This is a genomic window from Halogeometricum sp. S3BR5-2 (assembly GCF_031624635.1).
GTDB lineage: Archaea > Halobacteriota > Halobacteria > Halobacteriales > Haloferacaceae > Halogeometricum > Halogeometricum luteum.
This window is the reverse complement of sequence record NZ_JAMQOQ010000001.1, coordinates 238,653-261,289: the sequence shown is the minus strand read 5'-3', so window position 1 is coordinate 261,289 and position 22,637 is coordinate 238,653. Positions and strand designations below refer to the sequence as shown.

At 63.6% G+C, this 22,637-nt stretch carries 20 protein-coding genes; 9 read left to right on the top strand and 11 right to left on the bottom strand.

Annotated features, from left to right (window positions below; translation table 11 throughout):
• Position 1: 1 nt before the first annotated feature.
• The 4 genes from ilvC to NDI79_RS01225 all read right to left on the bottom strand — a co-directional run bounded on the left by ilvC (position 2) and on the right by NDI79_RS01225 (position 5,177).
• Positions 2-1,051 carry a ketol-acid reductoisomerase gene (gene ilvC, locus NDI79_RS01240; protein WP_310926631.1) on the bottom strand — a complete coding sequence of 350 codons (1,050 nt, stop codon included), beginning with the start codon at positions 1,049-1,051 and terminating at the stop codon, positions 2-4.
• A complete protein-coding gene (gene ilvN, locus NDI79_RS01235; protein WP_310926630.1) occupies positions 1,044-1,733 on the bottom strand; it encodes an acetolactate synthase small subunit in 690 nt (229 codons plus the stop codon). The genes ilvC and ilvN overlap by 8 nt, the downstream gene beginning before the upstream one ends.
• Entirely contained in the window at positions 1,730-3,517 is a 1,788-nt protein-coding gene (gene ilvB / locus NDI79_RS01230; RefSeq protein ID WP_310926629.1) for a biosynthetic-type acetolactate synthase large subunit, read from the bottom strand. Before ilvB ends, ilvN begins: the two co-directional genes overlap by 4 nt.
• A 403-nt stretch (positions 3,518-3,920) precedes the next feature.
• The gene (locus NDI79_RS01225; protein ID WP_425499577.1) at positions 3,921-5,177 is read right to left on the bottom strand and encodes a LeuA family protein; all 1,257 of its coding nucleotides are present in this window, start codon (positions 5,175-5,177) and stop codon (positions 3,921-3,923) included.
• 342 nt (positions 5,178-5,519) lie between these two features.
• On the opposite strand from NDI79_RS01225, the gene NDI79_RS01220 reads away from it, so the two are divergent.
• A complete protein-coding gene (locus NDI79_RS01220) occupies positions 5,520-5,813 on the top strand; it encodes a DUF5779 family protein (RefSeq protein WP_310926628.1) in 294 nt (97 codons plus the stop codon).
• A gap of 50 nt (positions 5,814-5,863) precedes the next feature.
• Here NDI79_RS01220 and NDI79_RS01215 read toward each other — a convergent pair whose 3' ends face one another.
• The gene (locus tag NDI79_RS01215) at positions 5,864-6,607 is read right to left on the bottom strand and encodes a VOC family protein (protein WP_310926627.1); all 744 of its coding nucleotides are present in this window, start codon (positions 6,605-6,607) and stop codon (positions 5,864-5,866) included.
• Positions 6,608-6,702: 95 nt separating this feature from the next.
• Here NDI79_RS01215 and NDI79_RS01210 point away from each other — a divergent pair, with 95 nt between their 5' ends.
• Both NDI79_RS01210 and NDI79_RS01205 read left to right on the top strand, forming a co-directional pair.
• Positions 6,703-7,389 (top strand): DUF4336 domain-containing protein, encoded by a 687-nt coding sequence (locus NDI79_RS01210; protein WP_310926626.1) that lies wholly within the window; start codon positions 6,703-6,705, stop codon positions 7,387-7,389.
• 71 nt (positions 7,390-7,460) lie between these two features.
• Positions 7,461-7,880, top strand: a complete 420-nt coding sequence (locus NDI79_RS01205; protein WP_310926625.1) for a JAB/MPN domain protein-containing protein — start codon at positions 7,461-7,463, stop codon at positions 7,878-7,880.
• A gap of 72 nt (positions 7,881-7,952) precedes the next feature.
• Here NDI79_RS01205 and NDI79_RS01200 read toward each other — a convergent pair whose 3' ends face one another.
• Positions 7,953-8,165 (bottom strand): ribbon-helix-helix domain-containing protein, encoded by a 213-nt coding sequence (locus NDI79_RS01200; RefSeq protein WP_008389796.1) that lies wholly within the window; start codon positions 8,163-8,165, stop codon positions 7,953-7,955.
• A 132-nt stretch (positions 8,166-8,297) separates the two neighbouring features.
• Here NDI79_RS01200 and NDI79_RS01195 point away from each other — a divergent pair, with 132 nt between their 5' ends.
• Positions 8,298-8,624, top strand: a complete 327-nt coding sequence (locus tag NDI79_RS01195) for a DUF5789 family protein (protein WP_310926624.1) — start codon at positions 8,298-8,300, stop codon at positions 8,622-8,624.
• 101 nt (positions 8,625-8,725) lie between these two features.
• On the opposite strand, the gene aglJ is transcribed toward NDI79_RS01195, so the two are convergent.
• Positions 8,726-9,640, bottom strand: coding sequence for an S-layer glycoprotein N-glycosyltransferase AglJ (gene aglJ, locus NDI79_RS01190; RefSeq protein WP_310926623.1), 915 nt, complete (start codon positions 9,638-9,640; stop codon positions 8,726-8,728).
• 101 nt (positions 9,641-9,741) lie between these two features.
• Here aglJ and NDI79_RS01185 point away from each other — a divergent pair, with 101 nt between their 5' ends.
• The gene (locus NDI79_RS01185) at positions 9,742-10,665 is read left to right on the top strand and encodes a sulfatase-like hydrolase/transferase (protein WP_310926622.1); all 924 of its coding nucleotides are present in this window, start codon (positions 9,742-9,744) and stop codon (positions 10,663-10,665) included.
• Between the two features lie 20 nt (positions 10,666-10,685).
• On the opposite strand, the gene NDI79_RS01180 is transcribed toward NDI79_RS01185, so the two are convergent.
• The 3 genes from NDI79_RS01180 to NDI79_RS01170 form a co-directional block, all read right to left on the bottom strand.
• Positions 10,686-11,777: a glycosyltransferase gene (locus NDI79_RS01180; RefSeq protein ID WP_310926621.1), complete on the bottom strand. Its 1,092-nt coding sequence runs from the start codon at positions 11,775-11,777 to the stop codon at positions 10,686-10,688.
• A gap of 333 nt (positions 11,778-12,110) precedes the next feature.
• Positions 12,111-13,106 carry an alkaline phosphatase family protein gene (locus NDI79_RS01175; protein WP_310926620.1) on the bottom strand — a complete coding sequence of 332 codons (996 nt, stop codon included), beginning with the start codon at positions 13,104-13,106 and terminating at the stop codon, positions 12,111-12,113.
• A gap of 472 nt (positions 13,107-13,578) precedes the next feature.
• The gene (locus NDI79_RS01170; RefSeq protein WP_310926619.1) at positions 13,579-14,859 is read right to left on the bottom strand and encodes a sulfatase-like hydrolase/transferase; all 1,281 of its coding nucleotides are present in this window, start codon (positions 14,857-14,859) and stop codon (positions 13,579-13,581) included.
• Positions 14,860-15,040: 181 nt separating this feature from the next.
• Between NDI79_RS01170 and NDI79_RS01165 the strand changes: the two genes are divergently transcribed.
• From NDI79_RS01165 to NDI79_RS01155, 3 genes are all read left to right on the top strand, one after another.
• A complete protein-coding gene (locus tag NDI79_RS01165) occupies positions 15,041-16,480 on the top strand; it encodes a flippase (RefSeq protein ID WP_310926618.1) in 1,440 nt (479 codons plus the stop codon).
• Positions 16,481-16,582: 102 nt separating this feature from the next.
• Positions 16,583-17,314, top strand: a complete 732-nt coding sequence (aglF, locus tag NDI79_RS01160; RefSeq protein ID WP_310926617.1) for a UTP--glucose-1-phosphate uridylyltransferase AglF — start codon at positions 16,583-16,585, stop codon at positions 17,312-17,314.
• A 57-nt stretch (positions 17,315-17,371) separates the two neighbouring features.
• Positions 17,372-18,271, top strand: coding sequence for a glycosyltransferase family 2 protein (locus NDI79_RS01155; RefSeq protein ID WP_310926616.1), 900 nt, complete (start codon positions 17,372-17,374; stop codon positions 18,269-18,271).
• Between the two features lie 7 nt (positions 18,272-18,278).
• On the opposite strand, the gene aglG is transcribed toward NDI79_RS01155, so the two are convergent.
• Positions 18,279-19,220 carry a glucosyl-dolichyl phosphate glucuronosyltransferase gene (gene aglG / locus NDI79_RS01150; protein WP_310926615.1) on the bottom strand — a complete coding sequence of 314 codons (942 nt, stop codon included), beginning with the start codon at positions 19,218-19,220 and terminating at the stop codon, positions 18,279-18,281.
• Between the two features lie 120 nt (positions 19,221-19,340).
• Here aglG and NDI79_RS01145 point away from each other — a divergent pair, with 120 nt between their 5' ends.
• Positions 19,341-22,589, top strand: coding sequence for an oligosaccharyl transferase, archaeosortase A system-associated (locus tag NDI79_RS01145; protein WP_310926614.1), 3,249 nt, complete (start codon positions 19,341-19,343; stop codon positions 22,587-22,589).
• Positions 22,590-22,637 lie beyond the last annotated feature (48 nt).

Sequence of the window (22,637 nt, the reverse complement as noted above, 5' to 3'; positions counted from 1 at the left end):
CTCAGTCGTCCGCCGGCGCCTCGGCGGCCTCCTCCTCTTCGCCTTCCTCGTCGCCCCACGCGAACAGGTCCCGCAGGGGGGCGCCGACCTGCTCGACGTGGTGGTTCTCCTCGCGGTCCTTCAACTGGGTGTAGGACGGCCGGCCGGCCTGGTTCTCCGCGATCCACTCGCGGGCGAACGTGCCGTTCTGGACCTCCTCCAGTATCTCCTCCATGTTCTCGCGGGCGTGGTCGTCGACCACGCGGTCGCCGCGCGTCAGCCCGCCGTACTCGGCGGTGTCGGAGACGGAGTCCCACATCCCGCCGAGGCCGTCCTCGTACATCAGGTCGACGATGAGCTTCAGTTCGTTCAGACACTCGAAGTAGGCCATCTCCGGGGAGTAGCCCGCGTCGACGAGCGTCTCGAAGCCCTGCTTCACGAGGGAGGTGACGCCGCCGCAGAGGACGACCTGTTCGCCGAACAGGTCGGTCTCGACTTCTTCCTGGAACGTCGTCTCGATGACGCCCGCGCGGGTGCAGCCGATGGCGTGCGAGTACGCCAGCGACTCCTCCTTCGCCTCGCCGCTCACGTCCTGGTAGACGGCGATGAGGCCGGGCGTCCCCTGGTCGGCCTCGTAGTTGCGGCGGACGAGGTGACCGGGCGACTTCGGCGCGACCATCGTCACGTCGACGTCCTCCGGCGGACGAATCTGGTTGTAGTGGATGTTGAACCCGTGGGCGAACTGGAGCGTGTCGCCCTCGTCGAGTTCCCCTTTGATGTCCTCGAACACCGCCGGTTGGACGGTGTCGGGGACGAGCACGGAGACGATGTCAGCCTCGGAGGCGGCGTCGACGGGCGTCTCCACGCGGAGGCCGTCCTCCTCGGCGGCGGCGCGCGAGGAAGAACTCTCGCGCAGGCCGACGACCACGTCGACCCCGCTGTCGGCGAGGTTCTGCGCGTGGGCGTGGCCCTGACTGCCGTAGCCGATGACGGCTACCGTCTTGTCGTCTATCTTCGAGCGGTCCGCGTCGTCGTCGTAGTATACCTCGGTGTTGAGTTCGTCGTCAGTCATCGTAGTTTGCCGGTGTGGTCGGTTCGCCGGAGGTTCCGGGTTCCTCTCCGGGCACTGTCGCCTTGTCGCCGCGCGCCAGCGCGGTCTGGCCCGTCCGAGCTATCTCGATGATGCCGAACTGCCGGAACGCGTCGACGGCGTCGTCTATCTTCTGTTCGTCGCCGGTGAGTTGGACCGTGATGGTCCGCGGGCCGGCGTCGAGCGTCTTGCCCTCGTACATGTCCGTGACCGCGTGGACCTTGTCGGGTTCCTCGCCCTCCACCTTCAGGAGGACGAGTTCGGTCCGGACCATGTCGTCGTCGAGTTCGCCGACGGCGATGACGGGCTTGAGCTTCGCGAGTTGCTTCTCTATCTGGTCGATGCCGGGGTCGGGTTCCTCGACGACCATCGTGAGCCGCGAGTGGCCGTCGACCGTCGTGGGACCGACGGTGAGGCTCTCGATGTTGAACTGCCGCCGGGAGACGAGCCCCGAGACGCGCGAGAGCACGCCGGGTTCGTCCTCGACCAGGGCGGAGATGACCGCCCGCCGGGGGTGGTGTTCCGCCTCGACTTCCGGGTCGATGCGGATGCCCTGCGAGTTGCGCCGCCCCGTCGGGTGCGGCCGTTCGTCGGGGTGCGGCCCCTGCAGTCCGTGCTTGGGAATCTCCTCGTCCGCGTTCGCGTCGTCGTCCTCCGAGCTCATAGCTGGTCCTCCGAGAGGGCGAACTTGCCGTTCGCGCCGCCCGAGGCGACCATCGGGTAGACGTTCTCCCGCGGGTCGATGTGGAAGTCGATGACCGAGGGACCGTCGTACGCGATGGCCTCCTCGACGGCGTCGGCGACTTCGTCGTAGTCGTCGACGCGCCAGCCGCGCGCGCCGAACGCTTCGGCCAGTTTGTCGAACTCGGGACACCAGTTGTACTCCGCGGCCATGTGTCGGCCCTCGAAGAAGGCGTCCTGCCACTGGCGCACCATGCCGATGTACTCGTTGTTCAGCACCGCGACGGTGATGTCCAACTCCTCCCGAACCGCGACGGAGAGCTCCTGAATCGTCATCAGGAACGAGCCGTCGCCGTCGACGCAGACGACCTCCTGGTCGTCCTCGGCGGCGAGGCGCGCGCCGATGGCCGAGGGGAGCCCGTACCCCATCGTGCCGAGGCCGTGCGAGGACACCCACGTCCGCGGTTCGGTGAACGTCCAGTACTGCGCGGCCCACATCTGGTGCTGGCCGACGCCGGAGGTGACGATGGCGCGGTCGGAGGTGGCCTCGTCCAGACACTCGACGACGAACTGCGGCTTCAGCGGTTCGTCCTCGGGCGTCGCGTAGTCCATCGGGTACTCCTCCTTCCACGTCAGACACTGCTCGCGCCACTCCTCGGCGTCGGGGTCGGCCGCGATTTCGCTCGACAGCGCGTCGAGCGCCGTCCCCGCGTCGCCGACGACCGGGTAGTCGGCGTGGACGTTCTTCGATATCTCCGCGGGGTCGATGTCGACGTGGACGACTTCGGCCTCGGGTGCGAACGTGTCGACGCCGCCGGTCAGGCGGTCGTCGAACCGCGTGCCGACGGCTATCAGCACGTCGGTGTGCGTGATGGCCATGTTGGCGTAGCCGGTGCCGTGCATCCCCGCCCACGAGAGGCAGAGTTCCTCGTCCTCGGGGAACGAGCCGATGCCCGGCATCGTGGTGACGACCGGGATACCGAGGTCGCGCGCGAACTCGCGGGCCTCCTCGGTGGCGTCGGCCTTGATGACCCCGCCGCCGAGGAGCAGGAGCGGTCGCTCCGCGTCCTCGATAGCGCGGGCCGCCGCGGCGACGGCGTCGTCGTCCGGAACCGTCTGCGGCGTCGTGGTCTTCGGCGTCTCCGCCGGGCCGGGTTCGCGGTCCGTCTCGCCCTGCGTGACGTCCTTCGGTAGGTCGACGAGCGTCGGACCGGGGCGGCCCTCGCCGGCGAGGGCGAACGCCTCCCCGACGGTGTCGCCGACGGCGTCGGCGTCGTCGGCGAAGTAGTTGTGCTTCGTGATGGGCGTCGTGACGCCGATGGTGTCCGTCTCCTGGAACGCGTCGGAGCCGACCATCCCCGAGGGCACCTGTCCCGTCAGGGCGAGGACGCCGTCGGAGTCCATGTTGGCGTCCGCGATGCCCGTGACGAGGTTCGTCGCGCCGGGGCCCGAGGTGGCGAGGCAGACGCCCGGTTCGCTCCGGACGACGCCGAAGGCGTCCGCGGCGTGCGCGGCGCCCTGCTCGTGCGCCATCGTAACGTGTCTGATATCGGAGTCGTACAGCGCGTCGTAGATGGGCATGATGGCCCCGCCCTGCACGCCGAAGGCGGCTTCGACGCCGGCGTTCTCCAGGGCGCGGATGACCGAGGAGGCGCCCGTCGTCACCGGCGTCGCGTCGGTCGACTCCGACTCCGGTTCGCTCTCTTCGGCGGCGTCGGTCGCCCCGTCGGCCTCGTCGTCGCGCGTCGGCGGCGCTGGTTCGCTCATCGGTCGCCTCCGTGCGGTCTGGTCGTCGCTCGATGCGGTCGTCGGTCGCGTGTGCGGTCGTGGTCGTGGAACTCCATCGTGAGTGTGCTCGCCGTCTGGGTGGTGGAATCTCTCGGTCTCGGCGGTCGCCCGCCGGGCGAATCGACAGTCGTGAGGAGAGGGGTGTGAGGGGCTAGGCGGCCCCTACGATACCGAGCGACCGAATCGCGACCACGTCGTCCGCGCGGCGTCCCGACTCCGCGTCCGGGGAGGCGGGCGGCCGTTCGCGCGTCTGTCGTCGCATCCTGTTCGGTCGATTTCCTCGGAACGTAATGAACGTTTCGCGGCGCGCAACGATTGCGGCGACGGCGCCGCGGGGTGCGCACCCGCGGCTCACCGTCGTGAGCGAACGGGGCGCGGGGCATCAGGCCCGTACCTCCTCGTTCTCGTCGTCCTCGTGGTCGACGCCGATTTCGCCGGCGAACCGGGTGAGCACGTCGTCGGTGACGCGCTCTTTCTCCGCGCCGAAGTCCTTGACCTTGCGGGTCACCGCGCGGACCTCGTCATCGTCCGGCGTGAACCCGGCCTCCTCCAACCGCTTGCGGACGGAGTGAGCGCCGGTGTGCTTGCCGAGGACGAACTCCCGCTGGGCGCCGACCATCTCGGGGGTCATAACCCCCGGCTCGAACGTGTCCGAGTTCTCGATGACGCCTGCGGCGTGGATGCCGCTCTCGTGGCTGAAGGCGTTGCGCCCGACCACCGGCTTGTTCGCCGGCGTCGGGATGTCGCTGGCCTCCTCGACCAGACGGGAGAGCTCGGTGATGCGCTGCGTGTCGATTCCGGTGTCCACGTCGTACAGCGACTCCGCGGACATGACGACCTCTTCGTAGGCGGCGTTGCCCGCGCGTTCGCCGATGCCGTTGACCGACACCTGCGCCTGCGCGGCGCCCGCCTCGAAGCCCGCCATGGCGTTCGCGGTGGCCAGTCCGAAGTCGTCGTGGGCGTGCACGTCGATGTGCGCGTCGGTGTGCTCTCGCACCTCGCGGATGAGGCTCGCGAAGCGCGTCGGCGTCGCGACGCCGCAGGTGTCCGGGATGTTCACCCAGTCGACGCCGGCGTCGTCGACGGCCGACAGTATCTCCCCGAGGAACTCCACGTCCGTCCGGGTGGCGTCCATCGGCGAGAACATGACGTCGACGCCCGCCTCTTTCACGCGCTCGACGCTCGCGACGGCGCGCTCGACGGCCTCCTCCTTGGAGGCGTGCATCGAGTCGGCCAACTGCACGTCGCTGGTGCTGACGAAGACGTGGACCAACTCCACCCCCGCGTCGAGGGCGGCCTCCACGTCCTTGTCGACGACGCGGGCCAGTCCACAGACGTCCGTGTCCGTGGCGGCGGCGATGTCGCTGACGGCCTCGAACTCCGCGTCCGAGTTGACCGGGAAGCCCGCCTCGATGACGTGCGTCCCCATCTCGTCCAGCGTCGCCGCGATGTCGCGCTTCTCCTCGTAGCTGAACGAGGTGCGTGGCGACTGCTCGCCGTCGCGCAGCGTCGTGTCGAAAATCCGTACACCGTCTATCTCTGATTCAGTAATGTGGGCTAACGTGCCCTGGAAGAACTCGACCCGCCGGGGAGCCCGACGAAGTGTCCTCCGTGTGTCGTTGAGACATCGTATCCCGATTGAGACCCGGAAGGGTATAAAACCGTTTCCCTGTGACCGTGTCGCGAACGCTGGGTGATAATCAATATCATGTCCGGCGAGAGGCCGAAACCGCACGACGTAAACGGGTTCAGTACGGTGGAAGGTGTGTATATCACCTTATATCGTCGCGGGAGAAGACGGGTCGGCGACCCCGTCCGAACGTTATTTTCATCGTCTAAGTTTTGAATTGATGGGTTCGGCGGCTCGCGCGCGCCGCCGACTGGACGAACGTGGAGCGCCGACTCGGGGCGGACGGTGCGGGGCGGCGCGGCGTCGGGACGCACCGAACCCTTTTCGTCACCCTCCGCGTTGTCGGCGGGTATGAGCGACTTCAACCTCGACCTCTCCTCGGCGGAGGAACACCTCGACGAGGAGGAGTTGACCGGCGACGTGATACTCGGCGTCCTCGACGGGGAGACGGACCCCGAGGAGTGGGTCCGAGCCGTCGAGAACGGCAACGCCCTCTTTCTCGCCGTTGAGGGCGACCTGAACGAACTGGCGACCGGGTTCGCACGCGAGATAAAGGACATGGAGGGACAGCTGATGCACTTCCGACAGTTCCTCGTCGTGACGCCGCCGGGCGTCGACATCGACACGAGTCGGCTCTCCTCCTGACGGCGGACGCGCCGTCGACGTGCCCGCCGCCGGCGCATGAATAGCGGAACTCAGCAGTCCGAGAGGAACGTCAGGACGTGACCGTCCACGTCCCGGACGCGGAGTCCCCCTTCGACCGCCTCCGGACCGTCGACCCACGGCCCCCCGGCCTCGACGGCCGCCGCCGGGTCGGCCGTCTCGAACGCGAGGTCGACGTGCAGTCCGCCGCGGGCGTCGGCGATGCCCAACTGCGGTTCCCACAGTTCCAGGTCGACCGGCCCCCCGAGTCGCACCCGCGGTCGGTCCTCGCCCCTGTCGACCACCTCGAACCCGAGGGCGCGGAACTGCGCCTCGGACCGGTCGAGGTCCGTCACCTCCAGCACCACCTCGAAGACGCCGGTCAGCGGGCGGCCGGACGAGAGCGGCGAGTCTCCGTCGTCGTCCACCGCTCCGTCCGCGGATCCGTCGTCCGCGCCCTCGTCGATACCGCCTATCTCGACGCAGTTGCCGTCGGGGTCGTACACGTACAGCGACCGGGAGGACCCGAAGGAGAACTCGACGGGGTCGAGGTCCGACAGCGACGACAGCCAGTCGTCGTAGTCGTCCCGGGCGGTGACGAAGGCGTAGTGGGTGTGGACGCCGCCGCGGGGGGGACCCACCGGCCGCCGGAGGACGACCATCGTCTCCCCGACGCCGTAGGCGACGGCCGTGTCGGACTCGTCGGCGGGGACGAGACCGAGTCGCGTCTCGTAGAACTCCCGGGCCGCGCCGAGGTACTTGGCTTCCAGTCCGAGACGGCAGAGACGGGTGAGCATGGCGTCCCTACGGAGGGAGGGGTCAAAACCGTCCTCCCCGGAGCGTCTCGCCGCCGGCGGCTGGATTTATGCGCCCTCCGTCCCACGTTTCGGCCATGCCCATGAAGGGACGCGGGACGGCCGAGTACCGAACGATAGACCGGTGGGACGGCGGCGTCGGCTGGCTCGCGTACCCCGACGAGCAGATGCAGCGGGCGAGCCACGCAGTCGTCGGCGACGACGGCGGCGTCTGGGTGTTCGACCCGGTGGACGCGCCGGACCTCGACGACCTGTTCGCGGAGTACGGCGAGGTGTCGGGCGTCGTCGTCGGACTGGACCGCCACAAGCGCGACGCCGCCCGCGTGGCGAACCGCCACGACGTCCCCGTCTACGTCGCCGACTGGATGACCGGCGTCGCCGACGAGATAAACGCCCCCGTCGAGCGGTTCGGTCGCCGTCTGGGCGACTCCGGCTTCGACGCGTTCACAATCAAGGACTCCTCGCTCCCGCCGTGGCAGGAGGTCGGGTTCTACCACGGGGAGTCGGGCACCCTCTTCGTCCCCGAGGCCGTCGGGACGGCGCCGTACTTCCGCGCGCCGGGCGAACGCCTCGGCGTCCACCCGATGCTCCGCCCCCTGCCGCCGCGCCGCCCCCTCCGCCGCTACGACCCCGAACGCGTCCTCGTCGGCCACGGTGAGGGCGTACAGGACGACGCCGGCGCCGCCCTCCGAACGGCGCTGTCCGGGGCGCGGAAGAACCTCCCCGCGGCGTACGGGAAGGTCCTCAGAGGGATGCTGTCCTGACCGGTCGGAAGTCGCCTCCCGGTACGTTTCCCTCTCGGTCACTTTTTACAATCTGACGTCGTAGACGGCCCGTGGTCCACATCACGCGCGGGTTGCGCGACGCGCTGTTGGAGATGGCGTCCGAGTCCGAACCCGAACGGGTCTCGGTCGTCCTCGCCTCGACGCCCGCCGAGGAGTTCGAGCCGGCGCTGGCTCTCGACCCGGAGACGCCCGTGCTGACGCACTTCTACCTCCCGGAGACCGGCGGGTCGGTCCGCGCGGTGTTCGGTATGGACCTCGGGACGCCCGCGGGCCGCGGGCGCGCCCGGTTCGTCTCGCACCCGCAGGGGCCGGCCGAACCGACGCGCGAGGACGACTTCGCGGCGGCCGTCATCGTCGCCGTCCCGCCGTGGGAGCCGTCGTCCGTGGCCGCGTTCGACCGCTCGCACAAGCGACTCTCTCTCGACGTCGTCGACGCCGACCCGCCGAACGAGTCGCTGGCGAGCGAGTGAGTTCGCCGAAGGACGGGAACGGAGCGGGAACGGTCGGGCGGACGCGGCGCGGCGAAGTTCGGTTTCGGTTCTTCAGCGGTCGAGATACCCCAAATCGGCGAGCTGTTCGGCGATGTCCTCGAACTGCGCCTCCGTGAGTTTGCCCTCCCGCTGGTGCTGGATGACGATGCTCCGCAGGAGGAACCGGACGAGGTCGCTCGTGCTGGAGAAACTCGTGCCTTCGATGGTGGTTTCGACGCGTTCGGCGAGGTCTTTCGGAATCGACACCGTGGTGTACTCCGTCATCGTCGTCCCGTCCGAGGCACTCCGGAAGGATAACAGATGCGGACGTCGCCGCCCGCGCGTCGCTCTCGAACGCCCGGACCGCGGCGTCCGCAGTCGGGGGTTTTTCAACGTGCGACGTACTACCGAGGGGTGATGGCCGCACGACCACCACCGCAGGGCGGGGACGAACCGGACACGCTCGAGTTCGGCATCGCCGCACTCGCCGAAGACCTCTCGAAGGCGGACGTGTCGTACCCGGTGACGGACGACGAACTCGTCCGCCGACTCGACGACGTCGCCGTCCCCTACAACGCCGCCGGCGGGACGGTTCGGCTGAGCGAGGCGCTCGAATCTGTGCCGCAGTCCCGCTTCGCCAGCAAGGCTGAACTGCTCGACCAACTCCACCCCGTCTTCGAGGAGTACCGACGGTCCGCATCGGGCGGCATCCTCGGCCAACTCCGCGCCATGCTTCCCTTCTGAGTCGTCCTCCCCGCCGCCGCGTCGTCCCTCCGAGAGTGGCCGGACCGAACGCCGGAGCGCCGCGCGTCGCCGTCACCGCGGACCGACGCAGACGCCGTCAGTCAGTCGGACTCCTCGTCTATCTTCCGGAGCGTGTCCCTGTGTAGCGTCAGGATGAGGTCCGAGAGGACGCCGAACATGAGCAACTGGACGCCGACGATGATGGCGAAGGCGGCGACGACGGCGAGCACCTCGTGGGAGACGCGAATCGTTATCCACTCGACGGCGACGTAGGCGGCGATGAGAAAGCCCGTGACCGTCGAGACGCCGCCGACGCTCCCGAAGTAGAACAGGGGGTTGTTCGTCTTCGCCCGCCGGTAGAGTTCGAGGAAGATGATGCCTCCGTCGCGAATCGGTCTGAGGTTCGTGTCCGACCCGTTGGGCCGCGGCAGGTAGGTGACGGGGACCACCGTCGTCCGGATGTTCCGCTTGACGCACTCGACGGCCATCTCCGTCTCGACGCCGAACCCATCGGCGGTGAGCGTCATCCGGCCGAACGACGCCCGCGTGAACGCGCGGTACCCCGAGAGGATGTCCCGGTAGTCGTGCCCGTGGATGGTGGCGAACCCGCCGTTGACGACGCGGTTTCCCAGTCTGTTGAACCGCGTCATCGCGCCGTTCTTCATGTCGGCGAAGCGGTCGCCGATGACGTGTTCGTACCCCTCGTCCAACGGCGCGAGCATGTTCTCGGCGTCCGCGGCGCGGTACGTCGCGTCGCCGTCGAGCATCAGGACGTACTCTGCGTCGACGTGGTACTCCATCGCCTCCCTGATGGCCTGTCCCTTCCCCGACCCCGACTGCATGACGACGTTCGCACCGTGTTCTCGGGCGATGTCGGGGGTGCCGTCCTCGGACCCGCCGTCGATGACGAGGATGTTCTCGAAGCCCTCCCTGTGGAAGTCGTTGATGACGTCGCCGACGGTCTCGGCCTCGTTGTAGGTGGGGACGAGGACGCAGACGGACGAGAGGGGGGGCATCAGTAAGCCGTCTCTCTCGGGATTTCAAAAGCGTTGTCTCTTGTCGTCTGTGTACTCATTGAACGGAATATACTTGACTCTACGAACCGACTGAAAGAGAGATGACGCTGCGCGACTGGGCAGAGAGCACCGCGTCCGATATTCGGCGACGGGGAATCCGAGGCGGGGGCAGTGAAGCGTTCTACCAGCTTCAGTTGGGTTTCTACAGACGGTACTACAACGCTCGTTTCCGAGGGAATGAAGAGTCGATCTTCGACCGCGAGTGGGATGTCATGGTCGTACTTGACGCCTGCCGCTGTGATTTGATCGAATCAGTCGAGTCGGAGTACGGATTCCTCACGGGGAATGGGCGATTTCGTTCCCGGGGGACGCACTCGAAAGAGTGGATGCGGCGAAACTTCGTTCCGGAGTACAGAAACGTGCTTTCGGAATTAGCGTACGTAACGGGCAATATCTGGACAGACGAGTACGTGGACCCGAACGGTCTCGCAGCCTTAGATGAGGTCTGGCGATACGCGTGGGACGAGCAGAACGGAACAGTCCTTCCTCGGTCGATAACCGAGCGGGCTGTCTCGGTCGCCCGTGAAGCAGAACCTGAACGACTGCTCGTACACTACATGCAACCCCACGCACCCTCCGTTCCGGACCCCATCGGGGAGGGCATGAACAGACCTGAGATGGGGGGAAAGTGGCGTGCTGCACCGTATCTAATCCGCGACGGCGAAGCCTCCAAAGAGAGAGTCATGGGCTCGTATCGGGAGAACCTGCGATACGTACTTGACGAAGTTGAACTGCTGCTGAACAATGTTGACGGAGAGAAGGTAGTCATCACCGCAGATCACGGTGAGGCATTTGGTGAGTACGGCGTTTACGAGCACCCGTTCGGGATGCCGTTCGATATGCTCCGAACAGTTCCGTGGTACGTCACCTCTGCGACCGACAGTCGCTCGCTAGTTCCCACACTGCAGCCCAGTACTGAACAAGGCGACAGAAGAGAGAAGCTCAGAGCATTGGGATACGTTTGAGATACGCGCGCGGGTCGCACTCACTCGAACTCAGCTATCAACGCGTTATACTGCTCGGTTACGCGGTCGACCGAGAATTCCTGTGCGCGCTGAGCGATCAATGTCGGGTCTGTCGGGTCGTTCAGCATGTCCGCAACCGCATCCGCCATGGCCGACGGTGAAGCGACTGGAACCAACGAGCCGTATCGTCCATCGGCAAGAATCTCGGCTGGACCACTCGGGCAGTCGGTTGAAACGACAGGCGTGCCACACGCAAGTGCTTCTGCGACGACCATACCGAATCCTTCGTTGAGCGACGAGAGCACAAAAACATCCGCGTTTGACATGTACTGGTAGACGTTTTCGACGTATCCAGCAAGATCGACCCAGCGGTTGAGTCCGAGTGAACTGATGAGCGACTCGAGGTGCTCTCTCTGTGGGCCGGACCCAGTGATAACCAACCGTGCCTCGCGCCGCTCCCTAAGTTCGGCGAATGCCTGTATCAACGTTGAAAAGTCTTTTTCGGGTGCCAACCGTCCAGCACCGAGAATAACGGGAATATCGTCGCTGAACCAGGGATGGTCGAGAGGTTCAGCGGCCTCGGAAAGCAGCTGCTCGGAAAGGATAGGATTGTAGATGACACGCGCATCGCCGTGATATCCAATATCGGAACGAAGGTCGTCCAGAACTCCTTCGCTGACCGCGACGACGGAGTCCGAAACGCGATAGCAGAGATGAGCGAGGAGTTGCATCACAGTAGCTTTGCGGTTGTTCGACATTCGCTTGATGATACTGTGTTCGGTAAGGAGCAGCGTCGGTGACGGCCGGACCGAAGAACAAGCCCACGTTGCGACCAGGTTCACGTGTGCCCCGATCGAGATGAGCGCGTCTGGGTGATGACGAGAGAGATAGCGTCTGAGCGGCAGTACACTCCGGAGAACGCGGTCGGAATCAAGATCGATTACGTGGACGTTTTCGTGAACGTGCCGCAGCAGTTCCCCGTGTTCAGAAACGAGGACGAGGTCCACCTCGTGGCCAAATCGCGCGAAGCCAGCGACGAGATTGACTGCGACTCGCTCCGCACCGCCCAGTCTGAGACTGTTCGCGAAGATAGCCACACGCTGGTGTGCCATACCAGTACAACAGACTTTTGATTGATACTAACTTCTTCGCTCTCAGAGCGAGATCAGTCGGGGTTGTTCTGCACGGACCGAAGTAAAAGCGTCCTGTGAGTGGACGCATATTTTCTTCTTGAGATGTTGAATGACTTCCTGACCGGGGACCTCGAATCGTCTCCCCAGAATGTCAGCGATAGTGCGTTCCGACTGTTGGGCCTACCGCACCCACGAGATGCGAATCGTATTTGTAATGAAATACCGTGGCCCAGAGGGAGACGAGTCGGCGGTCGATAACGAACACTCTGTTCTTCTAAGGCTATTGATGGTAGCTTCGGTCGTGGTAGTCTACTATAGATACCCTAAGGATTCCAAATTATCCTCGACTGTCCTCTCAGTGTCTCTGGTTCCAGTCTCGATCGTTGGGTCGCTCGTTTGATTGTCTGTTGCAGTGGTATACGCAAGCGGCACGCGACGGAGCGCCGGGTTGATCGAACCGCTGGCGTGTCCCCACCGACCCCACTCGCCGAAGCACTCCCCATGATCTGCCGTGATCAGCACGCGGTTAGCATCGAAATTGTCCAGTAGTCGCTCAACGCCATCCAATCCGGCGCGTAGTTCAGTCATATACTTTTCCCATACAACCGCTTTGTCACCTCCGTTGTGAACGTACTCCCATGGGTCTTGTTCGGCCGTGGATAATTCGGACGCGTTCCGTCTCGCGGCTGCCGCTGAGAAAGGAAAGTGAGGCTCAATAACGTGTGCGATCACGCGGCTGAAGTCCTCGTCCCGTCCGACGCTGATAGCGAGGTCAACAACTGTTTCAACGTCTGCCTGTGGTTGATCCGAGTAGCCCGCTCGACCTCCCCCATAACGCCACGCGGGAAGATGTAGGCCCAACTGGTCCCCAGATATGGTGCCCCAATCAGTCTTAGCATACCGTGCATGACGGTCTTCGGGACGGTATCCCTGATCAAGGATACGGACCGGCCAGCCGTTTGCAGAGATAAGCGCAGTATCCTTAATCTCGCTTAGGTAGTCGTCGACAAACGTCGCTGCAGTCCACTCAAGTGTAGACGACCCAACAGAGATAGTGTCGCCGATTTCGTGCATGTCTAAAAACGAGTAGTCGTCCGCGACGGCACGAAGCGCGTCGGGACGGCAGGTATCAAGCACGATGAGTAAGTCCCACTTTCTTTCGAATATGTTTGTACCTATAGGCAAACGTGACGAGGCGGTGAGCGTAGCAGACGAAAGATACGGACGCATCAGATACTTAACCGCTAGTTTTGGATTATCCAGGCCCGTACGAACTTTGGTGATAAGCGAACTATCGTTACTCTGCATCGATGAGATCCCAGAGGCCCACGTCAGAGATTCTCCCACTTGCGATTGTGCGGTCGTGTTCTAACCGACGGCGCCTTTTGTACACGGTGTCGTATCTGCAGCCATCCTTATTAACAATTTCTCGCCCCCGACTGTGCCACCAAGCGTTTCGATGGCACCGAGTAAGTCAATATCCGATACAGAGAGGTACCGCGGGCTTCGATGCCGTGGTTCAGAATCTCGGTGGTCCGTGATAGGTCATCGTATCTGTTTCTGTATCACAGATTTTCGACCATGCAGTTGAATCGTACCGTTGGGATGACGGCCAGTGGGTCAGTTGCCGTGGAGTTCGGAAATCAAAGAGGGGTAGAGCGCCCGCGAACTGGAACAAAAATGCTGCGTGTAGCGAGGTATGGGCCACGAGGGAGAGAGTTTCAGAGACAGTATTTTTCTTCTCTCAATCGGCATCACGTGATAGCCCAAATAACGACGGCTACTGATAGCCAAGTGCTTTTAGCTGTTTTTGGCGTTCCTGATCTTCGACACCTTTCGCGACTCCACCACTCGTTCGTACTTCTGGAAACTGTTGCTCTCGGAGAATCCCCCGAGCGGTCGTTGAGAGATCCTCCAGGCCTTCTGTTGACCCGTCTCGCCGCTTGATACCGACACCGTTCGGTTCCGTAATCCTTATCGAGACGTTCGACTTCGAGATGACTTGTCTGGGGATGGTGTCGGTGAGAGGATGTGCGAGTTCGGAGATGAATTCCGTCGAGAGGTCCGACACCTCGGCGACCGTGGGCATGATATCGGCGTGCTGGACAAGGTGATCAAACTCCAGACCGCCATGATCACCGCTAGGATATTTCACGAGAAGGGGTGTTCGTATGAGTTCGTCGAACGGGTCGACGTCCCACGGATGGAACATCCGCTGGTGTTCTCCGAAGAGTTCGCCGTGGTCACCGAGCACGATGATCAAAGAATCGTCGTATTGATCGTTGGTCTGTAACCAAGTGAACAGCCGTGACAGCTCACGGTCGAGATATCGAATATTCGACTCGTACAGGGCCCTCATGAGGGACATCTCCTCGTCAGGTAGAGGGTCATCGGAGTGTTCGTACGAATTGAGATGCTTGATCTCTTCCCGTGATCGCGTGATCTCGGGGCCATCGACTGCTTGATCCGGGTGAAACGGTTTGTGGGGATCCATATAGTGCGCCCACACGAACGGATTTGAGTGTTTGGACAGTTGTCGCTGGACGAAGTCGGTTACTGTCTCGGCAGTTGTTTTGGGGTTTGGAAAGGGATCAGTGATAGACCCGGTATTTCTGGTATTCGCTATACCGGCTACGTTTTTCAATACCCGGTAGGTTTTTGTGACGATATCTGATTCGCGAAGTAAGTCGTTCTGTTTCAGTCGGTCAATCGGTGAACGGGCGTCCGGAGGGACGAGGTCGTGGAACTGATCGAATCCCCGATCATATCCACGTTCGCCGCGAAGGTGAGCGTTGTTAGAAAACCCGATACACTCTCGATCGTCGAACAGCTCTGCAAGGGTCTTCGCGGCGGCGACGAAGCTTCCGTCACCGACCACTGGATGAGATGTTATGATAGAAGGGAATGCGAGGGGAGTCGCGTTCCCATGAGAAAGCGCCGAGGAGAAATGAGCAAAGTCATCAGTAAACGTCGCATACGTCTCGGGGAAACACTCCTGGTTGAACCGATCCGCACGGAGTGTATCGACAGTCAGTAGTAAAACCGGCGAGTCACTGGTCATGTGGAGAGGTCTACCTCAACTTACAAAGCGCTTGATATTGAAGGTTTCACGCGCGATAAATCGGCGAACGAGACGAGCAATTTGTAGCGGGATAGCAGGAAGATCACCGATAACCGATACCGAAGAAAAGCGGTAGAAACTAGAACGTTCGCTACTTTCGATTGGAAAAGCGTAACACCGCATGAAACTCGGCCAAACATCGTTCGTCGTCTTCGTGTCTCGATTCGGCGGCTCCGTACTCGGTTTTTTCGCGACGCTCTACATCGCACGGACGCTCGGTTCGGCGGTATTCGGGACCTATACGGTCGTCATCGCGCTCATCTTCTGGCTGGAACTGCTAGGTTCGATGGGACTCTCGAACGCGACGACGAAACGGATAAGCGAGGGAAGAGACCAGTCGGCGTACTTCACGGCGGGAATGATTTCCATCGCGGCGTTGGGAACGGTCGTAATAAGCGGTCTTATCCTCGTTGCTGATATGGTCAACGCGTATGTCGGCGAATCAGTCGTTGGCTTCGTAATCCTCTTGCTCGTGGTCAGGTTGTTCTACTCGTTCGTAGATGCGACGCTGTCCGGAGAACGGTTAGTTCACATCGGTGGCATCGCGCAAGCGGCGAAAATCGGGACTCGGAGCGCTGCTCAAATCGGACTCGTGCTCGCAGGAGGCTCGCTAAGCAGCCTCCTAATCGGGTACGCCGCAGGAGGGGCGAGCGTCGGTGTCGCGAGCCTTCGATACATCTCACTCCACCTTCGACGACCGACGGTCGAGCATTTCGCCCGCCTCGTTGAGTACGCAAAGTTCTCCTGGCTCTCACAACTCGAAACGCGGTCGTTCAACGAAGTCGACGTACTGGTGCTCAACGCGTTCGTCTCCCCTTCTTTAGTCGGCGTGTACGCCGTCGCGTGGAACATCTCGAAGTTCCTCACAATCTTCGGAAACTCTATCAGCGCGACGCTGTTTCCGGAAATGAGCAAGTTGTCCGCAGAAGAGGACATAGGGGCAGTGACCAAACTCCTCGAAGATGGTCTCGCGTATAGTGGATTAGTACTCCTTCCAGGGCTTGTCGGCGGTGTCGTGCTCTCGGAGCGTCTACTCAGAATATACGGAGACGAGTATGTCCAAGGTTCGACCGTTCTCGGTCTACTGATACTCGCGTGCCTATTGTACGGGTATCAGAACCAGCTTCTGGCGGCGCTGAACGCCATCGACCGTCCGGACTTGGCGTTCCGGACGAACGGGCTATTCATCGCCTCGAACGTAGCACTGAACGTAATACTGGTGTGGCGATACGGATGGGTTGGCGCGGCGGCGGCGACCGTTCTCGCGACCGGCATTGGACTGTCGATGTCGGTGGTACTCCTCTCGCGCGTCATCGACGTCTCACCACCGCTGAGAGAGATCGGCCGTGAGGTGCTCTCCGCGCTGGTGATGGGCGGCGCACTCACCGTTCTCGGCTGGATGAGGCTCCCGGAGACGGGGACGTACGGCATCGCGGTCACCGTCGGGTTGGTCGGCGTCGGTGCGGGCGTCTACTTTGTCACGCTGGTAGCGCTTTCGAGCCAGTTCAGGAAGACTATCGTCGATAACCTGCCGTTCGATTCCTTCCCGCCCGTCCGGTGAACGTCCGACCCATTCAGCGTGGACAGAGTAACGTGTTCGCGGACGCTCGTGAGAGATTGTTCGAACCAAGCTATATTACACGGCGTATACGAATAGGGACTCATGCAAGCAGTCGTCCTCGCCGCCGGCAAAGGAACCAGACTCCGACCGCTCACCGAAGACAAGCCCAAAGGAATGGTCGAAGTCGACGGCAAACCCATTCTCACCCACTGTTTCGACCAACTCGTCGATCTCGGCGCCGAGAAACTCGTGGTCGTCGTCGGCTACAAGAAGGAGGTCATCATCAGCCACTACGACGACGAATACAGAGGAGTGCCAATCACCTACGCCCACCAGCGAGAGCAGAAGGGGCTCGCGCACGCCCTCCTGACCGTCGAAGACCACATCGACGAGGACTTCATGCTGATGCTCGGCGACAACATCTTCAACGCGAACTTACAGGACGTCGTCAAGCGACAGCGAGAGGACCGCGCGGACGCCGCTTTCTTGGTCGAGGAGGTGCCGTGGGACGAGGCCTCTCGCTACGGCGTCTGCGTGACGAACGACTACGGGGAGATAATCGAAGTCGTCGAGAAGCCCGACGAACCCGAGTCGAACCTCGTGATGACCGGCTTCTACACGTTCACCCCCGAGATTTTCCACGCATGCCACCTCGTTCAGCCCTCTAACCGCGGCGAGTACGAGATCAGCGAAGCGGTCGACCTGCTCATCCGTTCAGGAAGAACTATCGACGCCATCGGCATCGACGGCTGGCGGATGGACATCGGGTATCCCGAGGACCGAGACGAAGCCGAAGAGCGACTGCGCGAGGAACGAGGCGCAGAAGCGGAGTAGAGTTACCGGCAACTCGAACCCCGGTTCTCTTTAGGCCTCTTTCCGATGTACTGGTCGATGCAGGCTGCGGATCTCCCTCTCGTCTCGGTCGTCGTCCCCGTCTACAACGACCCGAAGGGTATCGAGGACACGCTATCGGCGCTCACGAGGCAGTCGTACCCGGGTGACAAAATAGAGATTATCGCCGTCGACAACGGCTCGACGGACCGAACCCGAGATATCATTCGTCGGTTCGCGGCAGAGCACGACACCGTCGAGCTCGTCGTCGAAGACGACGCGCAGGGGTCGTATGCAGCCCGGAACGCGGGAATCGCTGCGTCATCCGGAGACGTTCTGGCGTTCGTTGACGCCGATATGTACATGGACGAAGACTGGCTGGAGCAGGCTGTTGATGCGGCTCGGGACGCGGCGTACGTCGGATGCAACGTCGAACTCGTCGTCGACGGCCCCGAGACGCTCGCCGCCGAGTTCGACTCGCGAACAGCGTTCCCCATCGAACGGTACGTTCGACAACAGCGGTACGCCCCGACGTGTTGTCTGCTGGTCCGACGGGAAGTGATCGACGCCGTCGGCGACTTCGACGCTCGCCTCGTCTCGGGCGGCGATTCCGAGTTCGGAGTCAGAGTCGCGGAAGCGGGCTACGAACAGGCGTTCGCGGCCGACGCGACGCTGTACCACCCGGTTCGGGACTCGTTCGCAGCACTGATCCGAAAGGAACTCAGGATCGGACGCGGCCTCTGTCAGCGACAGGAGTTCTACCCGGAGCGCTTCGGCCGACCGGGGCTTCCACCTCGACCGAGCGGTGTGAAGTCAGCCGACGACGAGGGCGACGAGCGGTCGGTGTCGGCCCCGAAGCGAGCACTATTCGAGGCGCTCTCGGTCACGATGACTGCTGTTCGTGCACTGGGGTATTACCGCGAGTACGCCCGGTACCTCGGCGGAAACGCGCGACGGTGATCCGACCTTACTCGTTCACCTTCTCCACCAAACCCGGCGTCGCCATCCCGTACAGATACCCGAACCCCACGGCGGCAGTAAACACGAATATCGCGACCAACTGCTGCACTTTCGCCGCCGAAGGTTGCTTTGCGAGTTCGTACAACCGGTCCGGGACGTACGCAGTCAAGAGGTCCTTCAGATACTCGTTCTTCCCTCCGGAGGCCTGCGGAAGGATGAGGTCCATGACGCGCTTGGAGTAGCCCTGCCAGAACGAACGGAAGACGAGCCACCGGAAGTCGGTTCGGTACTCGAACAGTTTGTGGTGGACGCGGGCGCGCTTGTTGTAGATGACACGCTTGCCGGTGTTCTCGTAGATGCGGACGCAGACGGGCGCCTCGTGGGCCTGAATGTGCCTGTCGCCCTTACGGCCGGTGTTCTCGTCGTAGCCTCCGGCCTCCAAGAACGCGTCACGCTTGAACGAGATGTTCGAGCCGTACGTGTTGCGCACCTCGTCGAGGTGGTTCCCGAAGCCGCGTTCGTCGCAGCCGACGAGCCAGTAGAACTCCGAGGGGAAGAACTCGGGTTTCTCGGCTACCCAGTCGGGGACGACGTTGCCACCGACGGCGACCGCGTCGGGATTGTTCTCGTAGGTCCCGACGAGCTTTTCGATCCAGTCGGGTTCGGCGGTCGCGTCGTCGTCTATCATCGCTACCACGTCGCCCGAGGCGAGTTTCGCTCCCTTCGTCCGACTGTAGGAGATGCCGCGATTCTCGTCGTTGCAGTGGAGGACGGCTCTCTCGCGACCACCGAAGTCTTCCTTGACCCGCGAGAACACCTCGTCGTTGCCGTCGACGACGAGGACGACTTCGAGGTCGTCGTGGGTCTGTGCGAGGACGCTCTCCACACACTCGCTGAAGGAGGGGTACCGCTCCATCGAGTACGTACAGACGACCACGGAAACCTTCATTTGCGGAGGCTATCTCCGGGCGCCCGATAAACGTTGTCCTTCAACGACCGCATCAGCGGGTCAAACCCGCTAAAACGCGCATCACAAGGCTTATCAGCATATTCCCAGTCGGTGGAGACGATGAGCGACTCGCAGAGAGAGGATTCGCCCTCCGTAGCGGATTCCCTCCGGAATCACTACCCCAAAGCCGTCCTCGCCGGCATTTTCGCCGTCATGCTGTGGATACGGCTCCGCAGCTACGACCGGTTCATCGTCGACGGCGAAGTGTTTTTCTCCGGAAACGACGCGTGGTACCACCTCCGACAAGTGAACTACACGGTCAGGAACTGGCCGTTCACGATGCCGTTCGACCCGTGGACCGGGTTCCCGTACGGGACGCTCGCCGGCCAGTTCGGCACGCTGTACGACCAACTGATCGCGACCGCCGCCCTGATTCTCGGTCTCGGCGACCCCTCCCAGATGCTCGTCGGGCAGACGCTCTTGGTCGCTCCCGCCGTGTTCGGCGCCCTCACCGTCATCCCGACGTACCTCGTCGGTAAGCGACTCGGCGGCCGAATCGGCGGTCTGTTCGGCGCTATCGTCCTCATGCTCCTGCCGGGGACGTTCCTCCGCCGCGGCCTCGTCGGCTTCGCCGACCACAACGTCGCCGAACCGCTGTTCATGACGTTGGCCGTCTTCGCGATCATGCTCGCGCTCACTGTTGCGTCGCGCGAGAAGCCCGTCTGGGAACTCGTCGCACAGCGCGACGGACGGGCGCTCCGCCGGCCGACTCTCTGGGCGGCCCTCGCGGGGTTCGCCATCGGATCCTACATGTGGGTGTGGCCGCCGGGAATCCTCCTCGTCGGCATCGTCGGCGTCTACTTCGTCCTCCAGATGGTGCACGACCAGATGCACGGCGAGTCCCCCGAACCGATCGCCTACGTCGCGGCCGTTTCGATGCTCGTGGCGGGCGCGATGACGTTCGCCCTCATCGAGGAACCTGGGTTCGGCGTGACGGGCTTTACGCTCCTCCAACCCCTCCTCTCGCTCGGCGTCGGCGCCGGCGCGGTCGTCCTCGCCGCCCTCGCTCGCGTCTGGGAGTCGAACGACGTCGACGAGTCGCTGTACCCGGCCGCCGTCGGTGGTCTCATCCTCGTCTCCATCGGGTTGTTCGCAGTCGTTCTTCCGGACGTGTTCGGGAGCATCTCTCGGAATCTCCTCCGCACCGTCGGCTTCAGCGCCGGCGCGTCAACGCGGACTATCGGCGAGGCACAACCGTTCCTCTCCGGGTCGGTGACGGGTGCGAGCGCCATCATCCTGGAGTACGGCTTCACCTTCTTCACCGGTCTCGCGGCGGTCATCTGGCTGGCGGCCAAACCGCTCGTTCGCGACGGCAGTTCGCGGAAGATCGGATACCTGGTCGGCGCACTCGCCGTCATCGGTCTCATTCTCCTCGTGCCGGCGATAACGGGCGCCATCGGGAACGCCGTCGGCATCGACCCGGCGCTCGTCGGTCTCCTCGTCGTCTCGGCGCTCATCGTCGGCGCCGTCCTCCAGGCGCGGTACGAACCCGAGCGGCTGTTCGTGCTCGTCTGGCTGGCGTTCATCACCGCCGCGGCGTTCACCCAGGTGCGCTTCAACTACTACCTCGCCGTGGGCGTCGCCGTCGCGAACGCCTACCTCATCGGCGAACTCGTCAGGTCGAGCTACCTCGGTCTCCAGTCGGTCGAGCGCGTGAACGACGTTTCGGGCTATCAGGTCCTCGCCGTCGTCGCGGCGATTCTGCTCATCCTCGCGCCCGCGCTCGTCGTCCCGATATCGGTGGGAACGGCCTCGGGCGGCAGCGCGAGCACGAGCACCGCGTGGCAAGTCGGCGCGTCCACGTCCCCGGGGGAGGTGCTCATCTGGGAGGAGTCGCTGGAGTGGATGAACGCATCGACGCCCGCCGAGGGCAACTTCGGCGGCGCCGGTAACGCCGACCAACTCGACCAGTACGGCACGTACGAGTACACCGATGACTTCGACTACCCCGAGGGCGCCTACGGCGTGATGTCGTGGTGGGACTACGGCCACTGGATCACCGTCGAAGGCGAGCGCATCCCGAACGCCAACCCGTTCCAGCAAGGCGCGACGGAGGCGGCGAACTTCCTGCTCGCGCCCAACGAGACTCAAGCGCAGAACGTCCTCGCCTCGCAGAGCGCCGAGGGCGAGCAGACCCGCTACGTGATGGTCGACTGGAAGATGGTCGCTCCCGGTTCGAAGTTCACCGCGCCGACCGTCTGGTACGACGCCGAGGAGAACGTCTCGCAGGACGACTTCTTCGCGACGCGCGTCTACCGCTTCGGCAGCGACGGGTCGTACGCAGGCCAGAACTTCCTGGTCCGCGACCAGCGCTACTACGACAGCCTGATGACCCGCCTGTACTACTACCACGGGAGTTCGCAGTCGGCCGCACCGGTCGTCCTCGACTGGGAGCCCCGGTCGGTGCAGACCGCGGACGGGACCGCCTCGGTCCCCGGTAACCCCTCGGGCAACGCCTCGCTCGTCCGCCAGTTCGACAACATGAGCGCGGCGCGGCAGTTCGTTGAGCGCGACGGGACCGCCCAGGTCGGCGGTATCGGCGGCTACCCCGAGGAGGACGTGCCGGCCCTGCAGCACTACCGACTCGTCCACGCGACGCAGACGTCGGCGCTGACCTCGTCGAACACCTACCTGCAACTGGCCGTCGGTGACGCCCGAGCGGCCGGGTTCAGCGTTCGACAGATCAGCGACCTCCAACCCGTCCTCCCGCGCGACAGTTCGTGGGTCAAGACGTTCGAGCGCGTCCCCGGCGCGACGGTGCAGGGCAGCGGCGCCCCCGCCGACAGCACCGTCACCGCGAGCGTGCGGATGCAGATGGCGGGGTCGAACAGCACGTTCACCTACACGCAGGAGGCTCAGACGGACCAGAACGGCGAGTTCACCATGACGCTGCCGTACTCGACGACGGGCTACGACGAGTACGGTCCCGAGAACGGGTACACGGACGTCAACGTCCGGGCGGCCGGACCCTACACGATATCCACCGGCGCGAGCGTCAACGAGAGCGGCTACGTCGTGCGCGAGAGCGCGAACCTCTCGGTGCCGGAGGGACAGGTGAACGGCGCCCAGAACGACACGCTCACGGTCGAACTGGAGCGGAGCGCACAGCAGCTTCAGACGCAGACCTCGAACGGTTCGTCGAACTCGTCGGCGTCGGGCGACTCCGGCGCGACGACCCAGTCGGGCGACTCGTCCGCGTCGGGTGAGACGTCGTCCGACTCGTCCGGCGCGTCGACGCCGTCCGGTTCGGTGACCGCACCGTCGCTCGTCGCTCCGGATTCGGCGTTCGCGGCGAAGCCGTCGGCGTAGGTCCGCAGCGCGGTCTCTCGCTTCGGTATCGCTCCGATATCGCTTCGG